Origin of the sequence: Kribbella sp. NBC_00382 (assembly GCF_036067295.1) — a bacterium.
Lineage (GTDB): Bacteria > Actinomycetota > Actinomycetes > Propionibacteriales > Kribbellaceae > Kribbella.
In genome coordinates this window covers 3,524,491-3,542,768 of the sequence record NZ_CP107954.1, presented here as the reverse complement: position 1 = coordinate 3,542,768, position 18,278 = coordinate 3,524,491, and the positions used below count along the sequence as shown (strand labels likewise).

Here is an 18,278-nt window from a genome sequence, read left to right as displayed (position 1 = left end):
GCACCCGATGACCGGAACGCGTCTCAACTGTTCATCGGGCGTTCACCACTCGTCGCCGCCCGGCAACCTGGCTGGCATATGTTCCACGGTGGGCGGGTACTGAGCCGTGCCCGCGGGAGCCCGCCCACCGCAGTAGCGGACACCACAGATCGGATGCAGACACGATGCGCGACACCTATCACGAGCAGCTCGACGACATTCTCGCCGAGCTCGAACGGATGACCCGGACGGTGTCGACCGCCGTACGCCGCTCCACCACGGCCCTGCTGACCGCCGACATCCGCCAGGCCGAGGAAGTGATTGCCGCCGACATCCAGCTGGATGCGGCCGGCGAAGGCGTGGAGGAGAAGGTCTTCGAGCTGATGGCCCGGCAGGCCCCGGTCGCCAACGAGCTGCGGATGCTGGTCGCCGCGCTGCGGATGGTCGCCGACCTGGAGCGGATGGGTGACCTGGCGGCGCACGTCTCCAAGATCGCCCGGCTGCGCTACCCCTCGCCGGCCATCCCGGACGAGCTGCACAAGGTGATCGAGGACATGAGCACCGTGGCCGGCCAGATGGTCGATGCCGCCGGTGACGTGATCAAGACCCGCGATGTCGAGGCCGCCGCCGCGCTGGAGTCCGCCGACGACGAGATGGACAAGCTGCGCACCAGCCAGTTCCGGCTGATGATGGACAACTCCTGGCCGCACGGCGTCGAGGTCGCGGTCGACATCGCGCTGCTCGGCCGGTACTACGAGCGCATCGCCGACCACGCGGTCTCGATGGCTCGCCGGGTCGTCTACCTGGTCACCGGCGAGCTCCCGGTCGCCATCGGCGGTACCGCCGCAGGCTCCGGCGCCGGCGCCTCCACCCCGAGCCCGAACGGCAACTGAGCCACCCAGAACCACAAAGTAGCCCTCGGCAACCAACTGGTTGCCGAGGGCTACTTGTTTGCCTAGCGACCCTGGTTCTTGACCGCTTCGATCGCGGCCGCGGCGGCCTCGGGGTCGAGGTACTCGCCGCCCGGCTTGAGCGGGTTGAAGTCGTCGTCGAGTTCGTAGTACAGCGGGACGCCGGTCGGAATGTTCAGGCCGACGATGGTCTTCTCGTCCAGGTTGTCCAGGTGCTTGACCAGGGCGCGCAGTGAGTTGCCGTGAGCGGTGACCAGGACGGTCTTGCCGGCCCGCAGGTCCGGCACGATCGCGTCGTACCAGTACGGCAGCATCCGCTCGACGACGTCCTTCAGGCACTCCGTTGCCGGCAGCAACTCAGAGGGCAGTCCGGCGTACCGCGGGTCGCCGGCCTGGTCGAACTCCGAGCCGCGCTCGATCGCCGGCGGCGGGGTGTCGTAGGAGCGGCGGAACAGCATGAACTGCTCCTCGCCGAGCTCCTCCAGCGTCTGCTTCTTGTCCTTGCCCTGCAGCCCGCCGTAGTGGCGCTCGTTCAGCCGCCAGGACCGGCGGACGTCGATCCACGACCGGCCGGCCTCCTCGAGGGCGATGTTCGCCGTCCGGATGGCGCGCCACAGGACCGAGGTGTGCAGGACGTCGGGCAGCAGCCCGCGCTCGAGCAGCAACTGGCCACCGCGGTGCGCCTCCGTCACCCCCTGGTCGTTCAGGTCGACATCGACCCAGCCGGTGAACAGGTTCTTGGCGTTCCAGTCGCTGTGGCCGTGGCGCAGCAGGATCAGGCGGTATGTCATGCCCTCAGACTAGCGAGGCTCCAGCCAGCCCATGAACGCGTCCAGATTCCGGGTCGATTCGCCGCGTTTGATCCGCCACTCGTATTCCTTGCGAATGGACGAGCCGAAGCCCAGTTCGAGGATCGTGTTGAAGGACGAGTCGGCGTACTCCAGTACCGCTCCCAGCAACCGGTCGACCTCGACCGGCGTGATCGCGTGCAGCGGGACCCGGCCGTCCAGGTGGATGTCGCCCAGGTGGTCGACCGCGAACGCGACGCCGTACATCTTGAGGTTGCGCTCCAGCATCCAGCGGTAGACGGCCTCGTGGTTCTCGTCCGGCCGGCGCGCGACGAACGCGTGCACCTGGACCGCCTGACTCCCGACCGTGAGCACCACCGTCGTCTTCAGCTTGCGCTCACCCGGCAGATCCGCGCTGAACACCCCGGGCTCGGCCTCGGTGTAGTCGAGCTCGTTCTCGTCCAGCACCTGACGGATCACATCCGCCGCGGACACCCTCATCGATCGACCTCCTGGGCCAGCTCGGCCGCCATCGTCTGCTGCGCCGTCCGGTACGCCGCGAGCGTCTTCTCCGCGGTCAGTTCCCAGCCGAAGCCACCGGCATGCTTGACCGCCGCGCGGCTCATCGTCTCGCGCAGCAGCGGATCCGTCGCGATCCGGTGCAGCGCGTCGGCGAAGTCACCGATGTCGTGCCCGGGCACGAGCAGCCCGGTCGCCCCGTTCGCGACGGCGGTCGTCAGCCCACCGACGGCCGCGGCGACCACCGGCGTACCGCAGGCTTGTGCTTCCAGCGCGACCAGGCCGAAGGATTCCGAGTACGACGGTACGCAGACCACCGACGCTGCCCGGTACCAGTCGGCCAAGGCCGCCCGAGCCATCGGCTTCACGAACCAGGTGACGTCGTAGACGCCCAGCTCACGGGCGAGCTGGGCGTGTGACTCGGGGTGCTCCATCCCGTTGCCGGACGGACCGCCGATGATCGCGACCACCAGCCGGTCCCGCAGCGAAGGGTCCTTCTCGAGCATCCTGGCGGCGGCCCGGATCAGGATGTCCGGCGCCTTCAACGGCTGGATCCGGCCGACGAAGGCGAGCACGATCGCGTCCGGGCGCAACCCGAGCGCCTTGCGCGCCACGAGCTGGTCGCCCGGGCTGAACACGTCCAGGTCGACGCCGGGGTTGACCACCCCGACCTTCGCCGGCTGAGCGCCGTACAGACTGATGAGCTCGTTGGCCTCGTCGTCGGTGTTGGCCAGCAAGCGGTCCGCGGCCTCGACGACCTGCTCCTCGCCGAGGAGGCGGGCGGGCGGCTCCGGTACGTCGTCCTCGGCCAGGCTGGCGTTCTTGACCTTCGCCATCGTGTGCATGGTGTGCACGAGCGGGACGGCCCAGCGGTCGCGGGCGAGCAGGCCGGCCTGGCCGGACAGCCAGTAATGCGAGTGGATGACGTCGTAGTACCCGGGTTCGCGGACCGCCTCGGCACGCAGTACGGCGCGGGCGAAAGTACACAGCTGCGAGGGCAGCTCGTTCTTCGACAGGCCCTCGTAGGGCCCCGCGGCCACATTGCGCACGGTGACGCCGGGCAGCAACTCGACCTTCGCGGGCAGCGCGGACGAGGTGGCGCGGGTGAACACGTCGACCTCGATCCCGAGCGTGGCCAGTCGCTTGGACAGCTCGACGACGTAGACGTTCATCCCGCCGGCGTCACCGATCCCGGGCTGGTCCAGCGGTGAGGTATGCAGGCTGATCATCGCGACCCGCCGGAGAGGACGGTCTGCCGAAGGTTGGGTCACCTCGTCAGGGTAACTCCGGCGCCGTCTCGGGAAATCGGGACTTCTCCCTATCGGCCTGATCGGGCGCGGGGGTGGTCCAGCTGGTCAGGAGGCGGAGGGCCTGGTCGGAGTCGGAGTCGGGGACCGCGGAGTACGTCACCAGCATCTGGTCGGGGTCGTCGGGCAGGGTGAAGGTCTCGTACTGGAGGGTGAGCTCCCCCACCAGCTGGTGGTGCATCACCTTGACGCCGAAGCACTTGTCCTTGACGCCGTACCGGGCCCAGAGCTCCCGGAACTCGGCGCTGTGGATCGACAGCTCGCCGACCAGCTCCGCCAGCTCGGGATCGTCGGGGTAGCGGCCGGCGTACAGACGCAGGTACTCGACGCTCTCCGCCGCGACCGCGTCCCACTGCGGGTAGAACTCCCGGGACGACTCGTCGAGGAAGACCCGACGCGGCATGTTCCGTTCCTTCGGCGGCAGCTCCGCGAAGTCGCCGACCAGGGCGGCGGCCAGCCGGTTCCAGGCGAGCACATCCATCCGGTGGCCGAGCACGAATGCCGGTACGCCGTCCATCGCGTTCAGCAGTTGCTGCAGGGCCGGCCGGATCCGCTGGACGGTACGCCGCTGGCGCCTGCGTCGTACCGGTTTCGCCAACCGGGCCAGGTGATCCCGCTCGGCGTCGTCCAGCCCGAGCACCTCGGAGACGGCGTCGAGGATCTCCTGCGAGACGTTATCGGCACGCCCCTGCTCCAGCCGGACGTAGTAGTCGGCACTCACTCCGGACGCCTGCGCCAGCTCCTCACGCCGGAGCCCGGGCACGCGTCGACGGCCGTTGAACACCTTCAGACCGAGGTCTTCCGGGCGCACCCGGGCCCTTCTCGACTTCAGGAATTCGGTCAGCTCCTCGCGGCGGTCCATGTCCTTCAGTATCCGCGTTCGAGGTCCGCTGAGCCTGGTCCTGGCAGAACCAGGCTTGCCAGGACCCAGGGTCGACAGACGTCTGGGTAACACCTCGCGGCCCGGCCAGGCTGAGGTCATCAACCTTCCAAGGAGCAAAACGATGACCGTTCTTCAGCAGTCCACCAGCACCCTGCCCCTGACCGGCCGGACCGCCGTCGTGACCGGCGCGGCCAGTGGCATCGGGGCCGCCATCGCCGAGCGGCTGGCGGCTGACGGCGCTTCGGTGGCGTTGCTGGCCCGGCGTACCGACCGTCTCGACGAACTGGCCGAGCGCATCGGTGAATCCGCCTTCGGAGTCGGTATGGACGTGACGCAGCAGTCATCGGTCGACCGCGGTGTCGCGGTGATCGGTGAACGGCTCGGCCGGGTCGACCTGGTCGTGAACGCCGCCGGCGTCATGCTCGCGGCGCCCATCCAGGAGGCACGGTCGGACGACTGGACCAGGATGATCGACACCAACGTCACCGGCGTACTGCGCCTGATCGGCGCCTTCACCCCCGGCCTGATCGAGGCGGCGGCCGAGGGCGGTACGGCCGATCTGGTCAACATCTCGTCGATCGGCTCGCACCTCGTCTTCCCCGGCTATGGCGTGTACGGCGCGACCAAGGCGGCTGTGACCCAACTCTCGAACGCGATCCGGGCCGACCTCTCCCCGTACGACGTCCGCGTGACCAACGTCGAGCCCGGCCTGACCGAGTCCGAGCTGGGTACCCACCTGTCCGAGGAGGCCCAGACCGGCCTGGCGGGCATGGCCGACGCAATCGGCCCGATCGCCTCAGCCGACATCGCCGACCTGGTCGCGTACGTGGTCTCCCGGCGACGTGAGGTCAACCTGAGCCACCTCGTCGTCCTGCCGACCCGGCAGGCGTGAGACGCCGTTGGGCCCCGAATCCTGCTGGTGAAAGACTGTGGGCATGACTTCCAGCCGTCCTGTCGCCGTCGTCACCGGAGCCAGCAGTGGGATCGGGGCCGCCTCGGCCCGGTATCTCGCCCGGGAAGGGTTCGAGGTGGTCTGCGCCGCGCGCAGGCTGGACCGGATCGAGGCGCTGGCCAAGGAGATCGACGGCCGCGCGGTGCAGTGTGATGTCACCAAGGCTGAGGACGTCGCCGCGTTGGCCGCAGCCGTTGGGGATCGGGTCGACCTGCTGCTGAACAACGCGGGCGGCGCCTTCGGTTTCGAGCCTGTCGCCGAAGCCGATCTGGAGGCCTGGCGGCAGATGTTCGAGGTGAACGTGATCGGTGTCACCGCCGTCACCAAGTCGTTGCTCCCGGCATTGATCGCTGCCGAGGGCCAGATCATCGTGATGGGCTCGACGGCCGGCCAGGTCGCGTACGAGGGCGGCGGCGGGTACGTCGCGGCCAAGCACGCAACGAAGGCCGTCGTCGACACCCTCCGGCTGGAGCTCTTCGACCAGCCCGTCCGGGTCTGCGAGATCGCACCCGGCATGGTGAAGAGCGAGGGCTTCGCGATCACCCGCTTCGACGGCGACCAGGCGAAGGCCGACGCCGTGTACGCCGGGGTCGCCGAACCGTTGCTGGCCGACGACATCGCCGACATCGTCGCGTGGGTCGCCACCCGCCCGAAGCACGTCAACATCGACCGCCTCACGGTCCGCCCCCGCGCCCAAGCCGCGCAACACAAGGTCCACCGCGTCACCTGAGCCGGATCAGCTCGGAAGATGCATCCGTCTGACGGGCGCTGTCCAACTACGACGGACCGGATCCCAGTCGCCAGCCGCCGGATCCTCGATCATCAGGGGATCGCCGAAGGCGACGACAGTTGCGAGCACCTCGGCGAATTCGGACGGCAGATGGTCACCGTCCGGGCCGAGGCCGCGACGATAGGCCAGGTAGGCGCCAGTTCTGAGCTCCACCAAATTGCCGACAACCGCGGACAGCGGCTGCAGGTCGATGTCACGAAACCGTGCAGTAGCCAGCAAGGCGGCTCGGACCGCCCGATGGTTCAGCGGCTGCGTCGCCGCCAATGTGTAGATGTCGGTGTAGTCCCGCACTCGAGTACTGGCGGCGCCGAGAGCGACGGCTGTACTGAGTTTCTCCGCGAGCACCGTCTCGACCGGATATCCCAGCACGCGGATCGCCGGCGACTCAGGCCGCAGGGAGGGAAGCCGGATCAGCTGAGCCGCAGGGGTGACCGGGTCCCCGATATTGACATCCAGACGGAATTTGACCGCGGCAGTAGCGATCCGGGCCTCCATGACGATTCGCACCCCGGAGTACAACGCGTCATCGCGGATCGCCGCTGTCTTCACCGTGTCGATGAGGAACTCGACGCCGTCCTCGGGATCGGGCTGTGCCGCGATGGCGGCGACCCGAGCCGCCACGGCCGCAGCATCACGTGCCAGGTTGCGCGCCAGCGCGTCCGCATCGACTGTCGGCCGTCGCTGACCGAAGGCAGCAAGCAGCATCCCTCCCTTCAGAACGAAGTCTTCGACGTACTGCGACCTGGCGAGCCGGGCAAGCCATCGTTCGACCACGTACAAGGTGAGGAGTTCCTGGGTTCCCCGCTTCTCGCGGCGGGCACGATTCTGCAGATCGAGGTAGACACGGCCGCCCTGGCTCTGCCTGGTCGGGCGGCTCATCCGGCGCTCGCGACGTCGAGCGCCCGGCGTACCGGACCGTAGACACCTAGTTTGTCGGCGAAATCGAGAAGCACCCCGGGCTTGGCCGACCGCGACCGCAGATAGCGCTGAAGGGCTGAGTAGGCCAACGGTTCACCCAGCCGCCCTCGTAAACGCATCAGATCGACCACGGTTCGGGTCGGGCTGTAAATGCGCACCGATTCACCGGGCGCCGCTTCGATCCGGGAGAGACCGACCTCGAAGGTGTCCTCGTCGAAACGGAAAGCTGTTGTCGGGGGATAGTCGATTCGCGGCGTCCTCGAGCGAGTAGGTACGGCGATCTGGACCGTCACAGGCAGTTCATCGGTCAGGTCGTGGACGGCCGCGGCTGAGACGCAACAGACGACGGCGCCTGGAGACCGATGGGCAACCGCCAGCAGGTCCGGATATGAGGGCTCCGGAGCGTCGGCACGGCGGAAGACACCCCGCGAGAGTTCGAGGATGCTGCCGTCGTCGCGCCAGGCATAGAGGTCGCGCGAATGCACTCCAAGCCCCAGGGCTGTACGCGTGGTGAACGTGTTCGGCAACGTCCCCTCGACCTCTTTCATGGATGAAAGTGTTACACGACTCCACTGTCCGTGCGACATATTGATCCACTCACGGCGTCGTGTCCAATCCGTCATCCACAACCTCGGCGCGGACGGTCGACTGCCTACTTGGCGCGCAGCCGATCGGCCACAGGTGAGTTGATCGGCAGCGGCGCCGCGGGCTCCGGGAGGCCGTACGACACGTACAGGCGGCGCCGGACTGCCTCTACCGGGAACGTCTGCGGGTAGATCGCCAGCTTTACCGTCACGCCTTCGAGTGTTGCCCTGAGCAACATCTCCTCGACGGCCGGATCAGCCGCGCCGCGGTCGGCGAAGATCGACCGGATCGCGTCCTCGATCTCCACCACCTGGTCGTTCTTGGCCGCCTCGACCTCGGCGAAGACGTCATGGGTGGCCGGCTGCATCATCAGCGAGATCGCCAGCCGCTGGATCTCCAGTGTCGATGCGGCCGCCATCAGGGTGCCGTCGATGATGCCGGCCAGCCGCTCGTCCGCATTCCCTTGCAGGGTGAGGATCGCGCCGATGCCGTCCAGCCAGCGATCGAGGAGTTCGGCGGCGAGTGACTGCTTGGTGGCGAAGTAGTAGGTGACCAGGCCACGGGAGACCTCGGCGCGCTGGGTGACGTCGGAGATCGACGCGGCCTCGTAGCCCTTCTCGGCGAACACCTCGAGGGCAGCGCTCAGGATGCGCTCACGCGACTTGTGGCGCTGCTCACGGTTCGTACTGGCCGATCGCGGCACGTGGATTCTTCCTCGATTGTTGCCCCCGGAGGCCGAGTCCACCCCCCACGGTCACTCGGCCTCCCGGGGCTGGACCCCTCCCCAGGCGTCCACTCATAGACTGTACGTCCAGCGAACGAATGTCAAAGGCTCAACCGGATTCGGCGCTACCCCCGGTGACGGGTAGGATGAGATGGCTGCGCACTGCGTCTCCAGTGGCACGTAGGACTTGCCGTAGCCACCGCCTGACCTCAATCCGACTTGCTTGGAGCGCTTCCGCATGCCCCTCCGTAATGATCTGCGCAACGTGGCCATCGTGGCCCACGTCGACCACGGGAAGACCACCCTGGTCGACGCGATGCTGTGGCAGTCCGGTGCCTTCGGAGCCCACCAGCACGTCGACGAACGAGCGATGGACTCGGGTGACCTGGAGCGTGAGAAGGGCATCACGATCCTCGCCAAGAACACCGCCGTCCGGCACAAGATGGCCAACGGCGAGCAGATGACGCTGAACATCATCGACACCCCCGGCCACGCCGACTTCGGTGGTGAGGTCGAGCGCGGCCTGTCGATGGTCGACGCGATCGTCCTGCTGGTGGACGCCTCCGAGGGCCCGCTGCCGCAGACCCGGTTCGTACTCCGCAAGGCCCTGGCCCGCAACATGCCGGTGATCCTCGTGGTGAACAAGGTGGACCGGCCGGACGCCCGGATCTCCGAGGTCGTCGACGAGACGTACGAGCTGTTCCTGGACCTGCTCGACCACGACGCCGACCAGTCCGCGCTGGACTTCCCCGTCGTTTACGCCTCGGCCCGCGCCGGTCGCGCCTCGCTGACTCAGCCGGCCGACGGCGGGATGCCGGACTCGGAGGACCTCGAGCCGCTGTTCGAGACCATCCTGGCGAACGTACCGGCCCCGGAGTACACCGAGGGCGCGCCGCTGCAGGCCCACGTCACCAACCTCGACGCCTCGCCGTTCCTCGGCCGGCTCGCCCTGGTCCGGGTGCACGAAGGCACCCTGAAGAAGGGCTCGCAGGTCGCCTGGTGCAAGCACGACGGCACCATCCAGAAGGTCAAGATCACCGAGCTGCTGATCACCGAGGCGCTCGAGCGCGTCCCCGGCGACTCGGCCGGCCCGGGCGACATCGTCGCCATCGCCGGTATCCCGGAGATCATGATCGGCGACACCCTGGCCGACCCGGAGAACCCGAAGGCGCTGCCGTTCATCACCGTGGACGAGCCGGCCATCTCGATGACCATCGGTACCAACAGCTCGCCGCTGGCCGGCCGGGTCAAGGGCACCAAGGTCACCGCACGTCTGGTGAAGGACCGGCTCGACCGCGAACTCATCGGCAACGTGTCGATCAAGGTGCTGCCGACCGAGCGTCCCGACACCTGGGAGGTGCAGGGCCGTGGTGAGCTGGCGCTGGCCATCCTGGTCGAGCAGATGCGCCGCGAGGGCTACGAGCTGACCGTCGGCAAGCCGCAGGTGGTCACCAAGGAGATCGACGGCAAGCGGCACGAGCCGGTCGAGCGGCTGACCATCGACTGCCCCGAGGAGTACCTCGGCACCGTCACCCAGCTGCTCGCGGTCCGCAAGGGCCGGATGGAGCAGATGACCAACCACGGCACCGGCTGGGTCCGGATGGAGTTCCTGGTCCCGGCGCGCGGCCTGATCGGCTTCCGGACCGAGTTCCTCACCGACACCCGCGGTACGGGCATCGCGCACCACGTGTTCGAGGGCTACGAGTTGTGGTTCGGCGAGCTGCGGACCCGTCCGTCGGGCTCGCTCGTCTCGGACCGTACCGGCGTCACCACGTCGTACGCGATGGTGAACCTGCAGGAGCGCGGCACGATGTTCTGCGAGCCCGGTACCGATGTGTACGAGGGCATGGTGGTCGGCGAGAACTCGCGCGCCGACGACATGGACGTGAACATCACCCGTGAGAAGAAGATGACCAACGTCCGGTCGAACGCGGACGAGTTCGAGAAGCTGGTCCCGGCGCGCAAGCTGTCGCTGGAGCAGTCGCTGGAATTCTGCCGCGAGGACGAGTGTGTCGAAGTCACTCCGGACGCCATCCGGATCCGTAAACTCGCGCTGACTCAGATCGAGCGCGCGAAGCTCGGCCGCAAGAACAAGGCCTGAGAGCGCTAGCTAGTTCAACGTAGCCCGTTCACCTGGTTGCGCGATCCGGCGGGGGAAAGTTCCGGATCGTTATGAACCAGGTGGCGGGCTACGGCGTCTGACATATCGGAAGCACAACAAGTTGGGGGAAGGAAAAGGACCATGGGCATTCTGCGTAAGCTCGGCGCCACCACCACGGCGGTCGCGATGCTGGGAGTAGGCGTTCTCACCGCCGCGACGACGGCGGAGGCCGCTCCGGCTGCCAAGACCGTGGTGACCACCAAGGCCGCTGTCGCCACCAAGGCGACCGCGAAGAAGACGGTCCTGGTGCCGGGCAGACGGCACATTGCCAAGGTGTGCATGACCGGGCGTTACCTGTGCATCAACAAGAAGACGCGCAAGGTGATGTTCATCGTCAACGGCAAGCTGGTGGCCGAGGGCGACGCCCGCTTCGGGGCGAGCAAGACGCCGACGCGCAACGGATCGTTCAAGGTCTACCGCAAGTCGAAGAACCACGTCTCCTCGATCTACCACTCGCCGATGCCCGACGCGATGTTCTTCAGCGGCGGCCAGGCGGTGCACTACTCGTCGGACTTCAAGGCCCGCGGCTACAACGGCGCCTCGCACGGCTGCGTGAACATGCGCGACCGCAAGAAGATCGACTTCATCTTCAGCAAGGTCAAGGTCGGCGACAAGGTCTTCGTCTACAACGCCTGATCCACCTGGTACTACGAACGGCCGGCCCCCTCGCGGGGCCGGCCGTTTCGCTTTGCCTGGGCCCGGAATGGCTTAGGCTTGGGTGATACCGGAGTTACGCTCCGGTACTGGTGTCCGCCCGATGCCAACCAAGTGATCCGTGGTGGCGTCCTAGTAGTACTGGGACGGATCGACTCGAGGGGTTCCGATGCGCTGGATTCGTAGTGCGCTGGTTGTTCGCAATGTGCTGGCGGTCGTGGTGGTGACCGCGATCGGCGGGACGGCGATCACCGCGTCGGCAGCGCCGGAGCAGCAGGCCGGTACCGCCGAAGTGAAGCCGGTGCCGTTCGAGGTGAGTGGCGAGCTGCCGATCTACCCGAAGGCCCTGTGGAGCAACGGGTCCAGCGGTGCCGAGGTGCGGAAGGTCGAGGCGCGGCTGGTGCAGCTCAAGCTGCTCGACCAGCAGTGGATGGACAACGACTTCGGCACCATGACCCGCTCAGCGGTGAAGAAGTTCCAGAAGTCCAAGGGCATCCCGCCGCTCGGGTACGTCGACCAGAACACCTGGGCCCAGCTGAGCGCCGCCACCCACGAGCCCACCCAGGCCGAGCTTTTCCCGCCGGCCCCGGTCGTGAACGGCAAGAAGCTCGACCAGCGTTGCGCGACAGGCGTCGCGCTCTGCATCGACAAGACCACCCGCAAGCTGCGGTACGTGGTGAACGGCGTCGTGAAGATGCAGCTGGACGTCCGGTTCGGCGCCCAGAAGACGGCCACCCGCGAAGGCGGTTTCACGGTCGGCTGGAAGAGCCGCGACCACGTCTCGAAGCTGTACGACTCGAAGATGCCGTTCGCGATGTTCTTCAGCGGCGGCCAGGCCGTGCACTACTCGTCGGACTTCGCGGCCCGCGGGTACAACGGCGCCTCGCACGGCTGCGTCAACGTCCGCGACCTCGCCAAGATCAAGATCCTCTTCGACGAGGTGCACGTCGGCGACAAGGTGATCGTCTACCGCTCGTAGGTTCTAGAGCGGGCGGGGACCCCGGCGGCGGCGAATGCCCCAGCCGCCGCGGCCCCGGCCGGATGCCGCCCGCAGTGCGGGACGGGCGTCCACCAGGTAGACACCGGCGGCGACGATACCGATCAGCCCGAAGAAGCTCAGCCAGCCGCCCTGGAAGATCTGCGACAGCGTGAAGGCCGACAGGATCAGCACCCAGCCGGGCTTGGTCAGCTTGTCGGCGGCGACGAACACCGCCCGGGGCCGGAAGGCCGCATCGACCAGCGCGACCAGCTTCAGACCCAGCACGATCCACCAGATCACGTTGATGGGACCAACGAACCCGGGGAACAGGTTCTGGAACGTGGCGAGTGCGAGCATGCAACGAGCCTAACGTAGGCACGGGTGGCCCACGATCCGTCGAACCCCGGAATCAGGACCACCCGTACTACGCAGAGCCGGAAAGCTACTCTCAGTCGCCGATCTTCCCGGCGGCCGCCTCGGCAGCCTTGGTGGCCTTCGCAGCCGTCTTGCGGGCGCTGGTCGCGGTCGCCTTGACGTTGCGGGACGCGGTGTCGGCGGTCTTCTTCACGGTGGTGCGGGTGGCCTTGGCCTTGCTCACCGTGGTCTTCGCCTGGGCCTCCAGGTCCTCGGTGGCCTTCTGGGTGCGGATCCGGGTGACCAGGTCCTTGCCGCGACCGGCGAGGTCCTCGTAGGTCTCCTCGGCCTGGCCGAGCACGGTGGTCAGCCCGGCCTGCGCGACCGACGGCAGCTCACGCAGCTTGGCCGGCACCGTCTTGGCCTCGGCGGCGAGCACCTCGAGGCGCTTGCTCAGCTCGGCCTGACGCTTGGTCAGCTCGGTCTGCAGGGACGACTGCAGGCTCTTCTGGTCCAGCTTCGCGAACCGGGTGGTGACGTCTTCGCTGACCGCGCGGAATTTCTCCACGGCCAGGTCGCCGGCGCCGGCGATCGCGTACAGGGGCGTGACGGGGGTACGGGTTGCCATCAGGCATCTCCTCGTGAGGTTTTTTACTTCAGCGGGGTCTTGGTTGTGGTGCGTTTTGCTGCAGGGGTCTTCTTGGCCGCCGCGGGCTTCTTCGCCGGCGCGGGTGCCGTTGTGGGCTCTTCGGAGCCGTCGGTCGTGTTCTCACGGACGAACGAGGCGTACACGTCGAGCAGTACGCGCTTCTGCCGCTCGTTCAGCGCAGGGTCGAGCAAGACGGCGTCGACCACTCCCGGCGTACGCCGTGCGCCGTCCTCGCTCTCGTCCGGATCAAGGATGCCGGCCCGTACGTACAGCGTCTCCGCCGAGATCCGCAAGGCTTTCGCCAACTGCTGCAGGACATCCGCGGACGGCTTGCGCAGCCCGCGCTCGATCTGACTCAGGTACGGGTTGGACACCCCGGCCAGATCGGACAGCTGCCGCAACGACAACTGCGCGTGCCGGCGCTGCTCGGCGAGGTACTCCCCCACCGAACCGACAGCACCCGCTGCACGATCACTCAATCTGGCCATACGTCCATAGTGCTAGCAGAGTGCTTGCAATTGCAAGCAGACCCGACGTGAGGCCGCTCACTACGCCGGGTAGCGGACGATCAGGCGAAGGCCTTGGGGTGCGGCTGCACCGCGCCGACCTCGATGCCGCCGCCGTAGAGCGGGGAACGGGTCTGCTTGGTGATCTCCTCGTGGTCGACGCCGAGTTTCTGCAGCGTCGCGGCCATCACTACGGCGCGGGCGCGCGGAGTACCGTCGTCGATCTTCACTGCCAGGCCTCGGCCGTCCGCGAGGCCTACTGCGTAGACGGATTCGGCGCCGGCCTTGCAGAAGAGGCCGGGGATGGCGCGCATGAGGGCGGACTCGTCGCGCCGCGAGCCGCTGGCGTACTCGGGGTGGGCGCGGAAGGCGTTGGCGACCTTGCCTTCAAGGGTGTCGGGCGCGGCGGCGGCGAAGAGGCCGAAGGAGCGGGCCAGGCCGGACAGGGTGATGGCGAGGATCGGGGCGCCGCAGCCGTCGACGGCGACGTAGGAGACCTTCTCGCCGGCTGAGTCCTCGACGGCGGTACGGATCGCCTTCTGCAGCGGGTGGTTCGGGGAGCGGTAGTCGTTCGGTCCCCACTCGGCACCTTGAGCGTTGGTGTCGTCGTGGAACGGCCAGTCGTTGGCCACGCAGGTGGCAATCATGGCGGCGTGCTTGCCCGAGCAGTTCATGGTGATGCGGTCGAGGCCGTGGCCGGCGCGGACCCACTCGTCGCGAGCCTGGTCGTCGATCGGGTACGCCGGGGGTGTGCGCAGCGCCGACTCGTCGAGACCTGCGCCGGCGAGGATCCGGCGTACGCCGTCCAGGTGGAACGACTCACCCGAGTGGGAAGCGCCGGCGAGCGCGAGTAGTTCGCCGTCCAGCTCCAGGCCGTTGCGGAGCATGCCGAGCGCCTGCATCGGCTTGTTCGACGAGCGCGGGAACATCGGCTGGTCGATCACGCCGGCCGACCACTCGACGGAGCCGTCGGGCGCGGTCACCACGACGGAGCCACGATGATGGCCCTCGACGAAACCGCTGCGGACGACGTCGGCCAGGAGCACAGGTTCGGTCACGGCTGAAACTGTACGGCTCAGAGGTCAGGTGCAAACAGGTGGATAGGAGATGATCCGGCTCACAGGTTTTTCAGAGCCGGGCGCGGACGTGCAGGCCGACCTCGGGGTCGACGAGCAGCTCCTGCGTGGCGGTGACCGTCGGCTGGTCCTCGGCGACGACCTCGAGCACAGCCTCCGGGTCCACGTTGCGCTTGATCAGCGCGAGCGCGATCGGCCCGTACTCGTGGTGGCGCGCCGCAGAGCCGATGAACCCGACCTGCTTGTCCCCCACCCGTACTGCGTACCCGTGCGCCGGCAGGTGGTCGACTGACCCATCCAGGTGCAGCCGGACGAGCCGCCGCGGCGGACGGCCCAGGTTGTGCACGCGGGCGACCGTCTCCTGACCGCGGTAGCAGCCCTTGTCCAGGTGCACGCCAACCCCGAGCCAGCCGAGCTCGTTCGGGATCGCACGCTCATCCATGTCCAGCCCGAGCCGCGGCGCACCAGCCTCGATCCGCAGCGCCTCGTACGCCCAGACACCCGCAGCGGGTCCTTCAAGCGCACTGAGCTCTTGCCTGGGAAGAAACACTTCATGTCCACCCAGTGAGTCCTGCCCACTGCGCGTCAACGGACCTTCTGCAGGTGCTGCGCCCGGACGCCAGACGATGGCGTAGTCGGCGGTGACGTCCTTGATCTCGACGCGGGACATGAAGACCATCTTCTGCAGCCACTCGACGAGCGGGGCTGCGGCGCCGGGCTCGGTGTGGAGCCAGAAGGTCTCGCCGTCGTCTACCCCGTACATGGCGTGCTCGACGTGGCCTGTGGGCGACAGCAGGAGGGCAGTGGTCGAGGTGCCTGGCCGCAGCCCCTCGAAGTACTGGCTGGTGATCGCGTGTAGCCAGGTGAGCCGGTCAGGGCCGGTGATGGTGACTACGTCGCGGTTGGAGCGGTCTACGAAGCCCTTGCCGGCGACCAGGGCCCGCTGCTCGCGCAGGTCGGAGCCGTAGTGCGCGGCAACCCCGGCGTCCAGTCCGTCGGCCTCGACGGCGCCTGGGAGGTCCAGCAGGGGGCTGCGCGTCAATGACATGTCACCAGAGTACGTCCACCGGCGTACGCCGACTGCCTCCCGCTGTGGGATGTGGACAACACCACGGTCCGCGACGCTGGTACTACCAATTCGAGAGGAGCAGGACGATGACGAACAGGGCATTCCGGTTCGGTGTGGTGGGCAGTGCCAACCGTGGCCCCGAGGAGTGGCAGCAGACCGTACGCCGGGCCGCCGGGCTCGGGTACTCGACAGTGCTGATGCCGGACGGCTTGCAGCTGCTGTCGCCCTTCCCCACGCTCGCAGTAGCCGCCACTGTGGCCGACATCCGCGTCGGGACCTTCGTAGCGGCCGCACCCCTGCGGCCGGCTCGTACAGCCGCCTGGGACGCGCACACGCTCTCCGTACTGACCAACGGCCGGTTCGACTTCGGTATCGGCACCGGGCGCCCCCAGGCCGAGCAGCAGGTCAACGAGGTCGGCCTGCCGTGGGGGACGGCCAAGGAGCGGCGGGACCAGGTGACCGAGACGCTGGACCAGTTAGCGAAGCTCGACGGCGACCAGCACACCCCGATCATGCTCGCGTCCGGTGGGCCGAAGTCGCTCGCACTGGCCGCCGCCCGCGCCGACATCGTCTCGCTGGCCAAGCCCGCGACGGCACCCCGCGAGGAGCTGCGGCAGCTCGCACAGGACCTCCGCGAGTTGGCCGGCCCGCGTGCGGACCACATCGAGCTGGCGATGAACCTGTTCGCCGCCGGTACCACCGAACTGCCCGCGTGGAGCAAGCAGGCGACCGGCCTGGACCCCGCCGAGCTGGAGAACAGCGGCTCGCTGATGCTGCTCCGCGGCACCCCACAGGAGATGGCCGACGAACTCCAGCGCCGGCGGGACGAGTTCGGGGCGTCGTACATCACCGTCAACACCGACTACCTCGACGAGCTCGCCCCTGTAGTCGAGATGCTCAACGGCAGGTAACAGCACACTGCCCGTCAAGCTCCCAGACGGTTGGGAGCTGACGGGCAGCGTGGAGGGGTGGGACAGATGGTCTTTTGAGGCTCAGTGGTCGGCGGGACGGCCTTCGATGGCTGGGGCCGGCTCCGGTACGTCGCCTGCGTGGGTGTCGCCGGCTGCGAAGGCGACCTCGTCGAACGGGTCCTCGCCGGAGAACACCTGGAGGGCCTGTTGCTTGTCGAAGCTGTTGGTCCAGTGGCCGACCAGGACCGTGGCGACCGCGTTGCCGGCGAAGTTCGTCAGCGCCCGGGCCTCGGACATGAACCGGTCGATACCGACGATCAGGCCGACGCCGTCGACGAGCTCCGGCCGGTGCGACTGCAGACCACCGGCCAGCGTCGCGAGTCCGGCGCCGGTGACGCCCGCGGCGCCCTTCGAGGCCAGGATCATGAACGCCAGCAGGGAGATCTGCTGACCGATCGAGAACGGCTGGTTCATCGCCTCGGCGATGAACAGCGACGCCATCGTCAGGTAGATCGCGGTCCCGTCCAGGTTGAACGAGTAACCGGTCGGGACGGTGATACCGACGACCGACTTGTCGACGCCGAGATGCTCCATCTTCCCGATCAGTCGCGGCAGCGCGGTCTCCGACGAGGAGGTCGAGACGATCAGCAGGAACTCGCGGCCCAGGTACTTGAGCAGCTGGAAGATCGACAGCCCGGTGACGACCCGCAGGATGGTGCCGAGGATGACGACCACGAAGAGCAGACAGGTGATGTAGAAGGCCAGCATGATCTTCAGCAGGCTGACCAGCGCGGTACTTCCGGCCGCGCCGACCACCGCGGCGATCGCGCCGAAGGCACCGACCGGCGCCGCCCACATGATCATCGACAGCACCTTGAACACCAGCCGCTGGATGTGGCCGATGCCGTCCAGGACCGGCTGGCCCTTCGAGCCCATCGCCTGCAGCGCGAAGCCGACGAGCAGGGCGACCAGGACGGTCTGCAGTACCTGGCCCTCGGTCAGCGACGAGACGATCGTCTTCGGGATGATGCCGAGCAGGAAGTCGGTGGTGCCTTCGTGCGCGCCCTCGGCCTGCTTCTGGCCGGCGTCGCGCAGCTTCTCGGTCAGGTTGAGGCCGGAACCCGGCTGGACCAGGTTGCCGACGACCAGCCCGATGGCGAGCGCGACCGTCGACATCACCAGGAAGTAGCCGAGCGCGAGGCCACCGACCTTGCCGACGCTGGCGGCCTGCCGGACCGAGCCGATGCCGAGGACCAGGGTGCAGAAGATGATCGGGCTGATCATCATCTTGATCAGGTTCACGAATCCGGTGCCGAGTGGTTTCAGCTCGATCGCGAAGTCCGGGAAGATGAAACCGACACCGATGCCGAGCAGCACGGCGACGATGACGGCGATGTAGAGGAAGTGGGTCCGGTCGTTGCGGACCGGCGTCGGTCGGGGTGCGGTGGGGCTCGCCATGGGGGACTCCTAATGCCGGGCGGGCGGGTTCTGGTAACTGTGACGTGACGCACAGGACAACTGCGCATTTCGTTCATATCGTTCGCAGTCGATTCCCGCTGCCAG

General features: G+C 67.7%; 20 protein-coding genes. 7 read left to right on the top strand and 13 right to left on the bottom strand.

Going from position 1 to position 18,278, the window contains the following annotated elements:
- Window positions 1-164 precede the first annotated feature (164 nt).
- Window positions 165-872 (top strand): phosphate signaling complex protein PhoU, encoded by a 708-nt coding sequence (gene phoU, locus OHA70_RS17345; protein ID WP_328333740.1) that lies wholly within the window; start codon window positions 165-167, stop codon window positions 870-872.
- Window positions 873-934: 62 nt separating this feature from the next.
- Here the strand turns inward: phoU and OHA70_RS17340 are convergent, their stop codons facing one another.
- From OHA70_RS17340 to OHA70_RS17325, 4 genes are read right to left on the bottom strand one after another with little or no spacing between them, the layout of a single operon-like run.
- Window positions 935-1,681, bottom strand: coding sequence for a phosphoglyceromutase (locus OHA70_RS17340; protein WP_328333738.1), 747 nt, complete (start codon window positions 1,679-1,681; stop codon window positions 935-937).
- Window positions 1,682-1,690: 9 nt separating this feature from the next.
- Window positions 1,691-2,179 (bottom strand): YbjN domain-containing protein, encoded by a 489-nt coding sequence (locus OHA70_RS17335; protein WP_328333736.1) that lies wholly within the window; start codon window positions 2,177-2,179, stop codon window positions 1,691-1,693.
- Window positions 2,176-3,468: a D-inositol-3-phosphate glycosyltransferase gene (gene mshA / locus OHA70_RS17330; protein WP_328333734.1), complete on the bottom strand. Its 1,293-nt coding sequence runs from the start codon at window positions 3,466-3,468 to the stop codon at window positions 2,176-2,178. Before mshA ends, OHA70_RS17335 begins: the two co-directional genes overlap by 4 nt.
- 4 nt (window positions 3,469-3,472) lie before the next feature.
- A complete protein-coding gene (locus tag OHA70_RS17325; RefSeq protein WP_328333732.1) occupies window positions 3,473-4,366 on the bottom strand; it encodes a helix-turn-helix transcriptional regulator in 894 nt (297 codons plus the stop codon).
- Between the two features lie 142 nt (window positions 4,367-4,508).
- Here OHA70_RS17325 and OHA70_RS17320 point away from each other — a divergent pair, with 142 nt between their 5' ends.
- Together OHA70_RS17320 and OHA70_RS17315 are read left to right on the top strand one after the other, a co-directional pair.
- A complete protein-coding gene (locus OHA70_RS17320) occupies window positions 4,509-5,279 on the top strand; it encodes an SDR family oxidoreductase (RefSeq protein WP_328333730.1) in 771 nt (256 codons plus the stop codon).
- A 43-nt stretch (window positions 5,280-5,322) separates the two neighbouring features.
- Entirely contained in the window at window positions 5,323-6,069 is a 747-nt protein-coding gene (locus OHA70_RS17315; RefSeq protein WP_328333728.1) for an SDR family NAD(P)-dependent oxidoreductase, read from the top strand.
- 6 nt (window positions 6,070-6,075) lie between these two features.
- Here OHA70_RS17315 and OHA70_RS17310 read toward each other — a convergent pair whose 3' ends face one another.
- The 3 genes from OHA70_RS17310 to OHA70_RS17300 form a co-directional block, all read right to left on the bottom strand.
- Window positions 6,076-7,008 (bottom strand): nucleotidyl transferase AbiEii/AbiGii toxin family protein, encoded by a 933-nt coding sequence (locus OHA70_RS17310; protein WP_328333726.1) that lies wholly within the window; start codon window positions 7,006-7,008, stop codon window positions 6,076-6,078.
- A complete protein-coding gene (locus tag OHA70_RS17305; protein ID WP_328333724.1) occupies window positions 7,005-7,595 on the bottom strand; it encodes a type IV toxin-antitoxin system AbiEi family antitoxin domain-containing protein in 591 nt (196 codons plus the stop codon). Before OHA70_RS17305 ends, OHA70_RS17310 begins: the two co-directional genes overlap by 4 nt.
- A gap of 104 nt (window positions 7,596-7,699) precedes the next feature.
- Window positions 7,700-8,335: a TetR/AcrR family transcriptional regulator gene (locus OHA70_RS17300; protein WP_328333722.1), complete on the bottom strand. Its 636-nt coding sequence runs from the start codon at window positions 8,333-8,335 to the stop codon at window positions 7,700-7,702.
- Between the two features lie 259 nt (window positions 8,336-8,594).
- On the opposite strand from OHA70_RS17300, the gene typA reads away from it, so the two are divergent.
- The 3 genes from typA to OHA70_RS17285 all read left to right on the top strand — a co-directional run bounded on the left by typA (window position 8,595) and on the right by OHA70_RS17285 (window position 12,150).
- Window positions 8,595-10,457, top strand: a complete 1,863-nt coding sequence (gene typA, locus OHA70_RS17295; RefSeq protein ID WP_328333720.1) for a translational GTPase TypA — start codon at window positions 8,595-8,597, stop codon at window positions 10,455-10,457.
- Between the two features lie 141 nt (window positions 10,458-10,598).
- Window positions 10,599-11,153, top strand: a complete 555-nt coding sequence (locus tag OHA70_RS17290; protein WP_328333718.1) for a L,D-transpeptidase — start codon at window positions 10,599-10,601, stop codon at window positions 11,151-11,153.
- A 187-nt stretch (window positions 11,154-11,340) separates the two neighbouring features.
- Complete coding sequence (locus OHA70_RS17285; RefSeq protein ID WP_328333716.1) at window positions 11,341-12,150, top strand: L,D-transpeptidase family protein; 810 nt, start codon at window positions 11,341-11,343, stop codon at window positions 12,148-12,150.
- Window positions 12,151-12,153: 3 nt separating this feature from the next.
- On the opposite strand, the gene OHA70_RS17280 is transcribed toward OHA70_RS17285, so the two are convergent.
- From OHA70_RS17280 to ygfZ, 5 genes are all read right to left on the bottom strand, one after another.
- Window positions 12,154-12,507: a DUF2516 family protein gene (locus tag OHA70_RS17280; protein ID WP_328333714.1), complete on the bottom strand. Its 354-nt coding sequence runs from the start codon at window positions 12,505-12,507 to the stop codon at window positions 12,154-12,156.
- Between the two features lie 91 nt (window positions 12,508-12,598).
- Window positions 12,599-13,132, bottom strand: a complete 534-nt coding sequence (locus OHA70_RS17275; RefSeq protein WP_328333712.1) for a hypothetical protein — start codon at window positions 13,130-13,132, stop codon at window positions 12,599-12,601.
- A gap of 23 nt (window positions 13,133-13,155) precedes the next feature.
- Window positions 13,156-13,641: a helix-turn-helix domain-containing protein gene (locus tag OHA70_RS17270; protein WP_328333710.1), complete on the bottom strand. Its 486-nt coding sequence runs from the start codon at window positions 13,639-13,641 to the stop codon at window positions 13,156-13,158.
- An 80-nt stretch (window positions 13,642-13,721) separates the two neighbouring features.
- A complete protein-coding gene (locus tag OHA70_RS17265; RefSeq protein WP_328333708.1) occupies window positions 13,722-14,717 on the bottom strand; it encodes an asparaginase in 996 nt (331 codons plus the stop codon).
- A gap of 70 nt (window positions 14,718-14,787) precedes the next feature.
- Complete coding sequence (ygfZ, locus tag OHA70_RS17260; protein WP_328333706.1) at window positions 14,788-15,783, bottom strand: CAF17-like 4Fe-4S cluster assembly/insertion protein YgfZ; 996 nt, start codon at window positions 15,781-15,783, stop codon at window positions 14,788-14,790.
- Window positions 15,784-15,890: 107 nt separating this feature from the next.
- Here ygfZ and OHA70_RS17255 point away from each other — a divergent pair, with 107 nt between their 5' ends.
- Window positions 15,891-16,715: an LLM class flavin-dependent oxidoreductase gene (locus OHA70_RS17255; protein ID WP_328333704.1), complete on the top strand. Its 825-nt coding sequence runs from the start codon at window positions 15,891-15,893 to the stop codon at window positions 16,713-16,715.
- A gap of 81 nt (window positions 16,716-16,796) precedes the next feature.
- Here the strand turns inward: OHA70_RS17255 and OHA70_RS17250 are convergent, their stop codons facing one another.
- Window positions 16,797-18,173 carry a cation:dicarboxylate symporter family transporter gene (locus tag OHA70_RS17250; RefSeq protein WP_328333702.1) on the bottom strand — a complete coding sequence of 459 codons (1,377 nt, stop codon included), beginning with the start codon at window positions 18,171-18,173 and terminating at the stop codon, window positions 16,797-16,799.
- Between the last annotated feature and the right edge of the window lie 105 nt (window positions 18,174-18,278).

Excerpts from the sequence above, each read along its gene's own strand:
- OHA70_RS17290 (WP_328333718.1), top strand. The coding sequence starts at position 10,599 with ATGGGCATTCTGCGTAAGCTCGGCGCCACCACCACGGCGGTCGCGATG.
- phoU (WP_328333740.1), top strand. The coding sequence starts at position 165 with ATGCGCGACACCTATCACGAGCAGCTCGACGACATTCTCGCCGAGCTC.
- OHA70_RS17310 (WP_328333726.1), bottom strand. The coding sequence starts at position 7,008 with ATGAGCCGCCCGACCAGGCAGAGCCAGGGCGGCCGTGTCTACCTCGAT.
- OHA70_RS17335 (WP_328333736.1), bottom strand. The coding sequence starts at position 2,179 with ATGAGGGTGTCCGCGGCGGATGTGATCCGTCAGGTGCTGGACGAGAAC.
- OHA70_RS17315 (WP_328333728.1), top strand. The coding sequence starts at position 5,323 with ATGACTTCCAGCCGTCCTGTCGCCGTCGTCACCGGAGCCAGCAGTGGG.
- ygfZ (WP_328333706.1), bottom strand. The coding sequence starts at position 15,783 with ATGTCATTGACGCGCAGCCCCCTGCTGGACCTCCCAGGCGCCGTCGAG.
- OHA70_RS17340 (WP_328333738.1), bottom strand. The coding sequence starts at position 1,681 with ATGACATACCGCCTGATCCTGCTGCGCCACGGCCACAGCGACTGGAAC.
- OHA70_RS17305 (WP_328333724.1), bottom strand. The coding sequence starts at position 7,595 with ATGAAAGAGGTCGAGGGGACGTTGCCGAACACGTTCACCACGCGTACA.
- OHA70_RS17250 (WP_328333702.1), bottom strand. The coding sequence starts at position 18,173 with ATGGCGAGCCCCACCGCACCCCGACCGACGCCGGTCCGCAACGACCGG.
- OHA70_RS17285 (WP_328333716.1), top strand. The coding sequence starts at position 11,341 with ATGCGCTGGATTCGTAGTGCGCTGGTTGTTCGCAATGTGCTGGCGGTC.
- typA (WP_328333720.1), top strand. The coding sequence starts at position 8,595 with ATGCCCCTCCGTAATGATCTGCGCAACGTGGCCATCGTGGCCCACGTC.
- OHA70_RS17270 (WP_328333710.1), bottom strand. The coding sequence starts at position 13,641 with ATGGCCAGATTGAGTGATCGTGCAGCGGGTGCTGTCGGTTCGGTGGGG.
- OHA70_RS17325 (WP_328333732.1), bottom strand. The coding sequence starts at position 4,366 with ATGGACCGCCGCGAGGAGCTGACCGAATTCCTGAAGTCGAGAAGGGCC.
- OHA70_RS17320 (WP_328333730.1), top strand. The coding sequence starts at position 4,509 with ATGACCGTTCTTCAGCAGTCCACCAGCACCCTGCCCCTGACCGGCCGG.
- OHA70_RS17255 (WP_328333704.1), top strand. The coding sequence starts at position 15,891 with ATGACGAACAGGGCATTCCGGTTCGGTGTGGTGGGCAGTGCCAACCGT.
- OHA70_RS17275 (WP_328333712.1), bottom strand. The coding sequence starts at position 13,132 with ATGGCAACCCGTACCCCCGTCACGCCCCTGTACGCGATCGCCGGCGCC.
- OHA70_RS17280 (WP_328333714.1), bottom strand. The coding sequence starts at position 12,507 with ATGCTCGCACTCGCCACGTTCCAGAACCTGTTCCCCGGGTTCGTTGGT.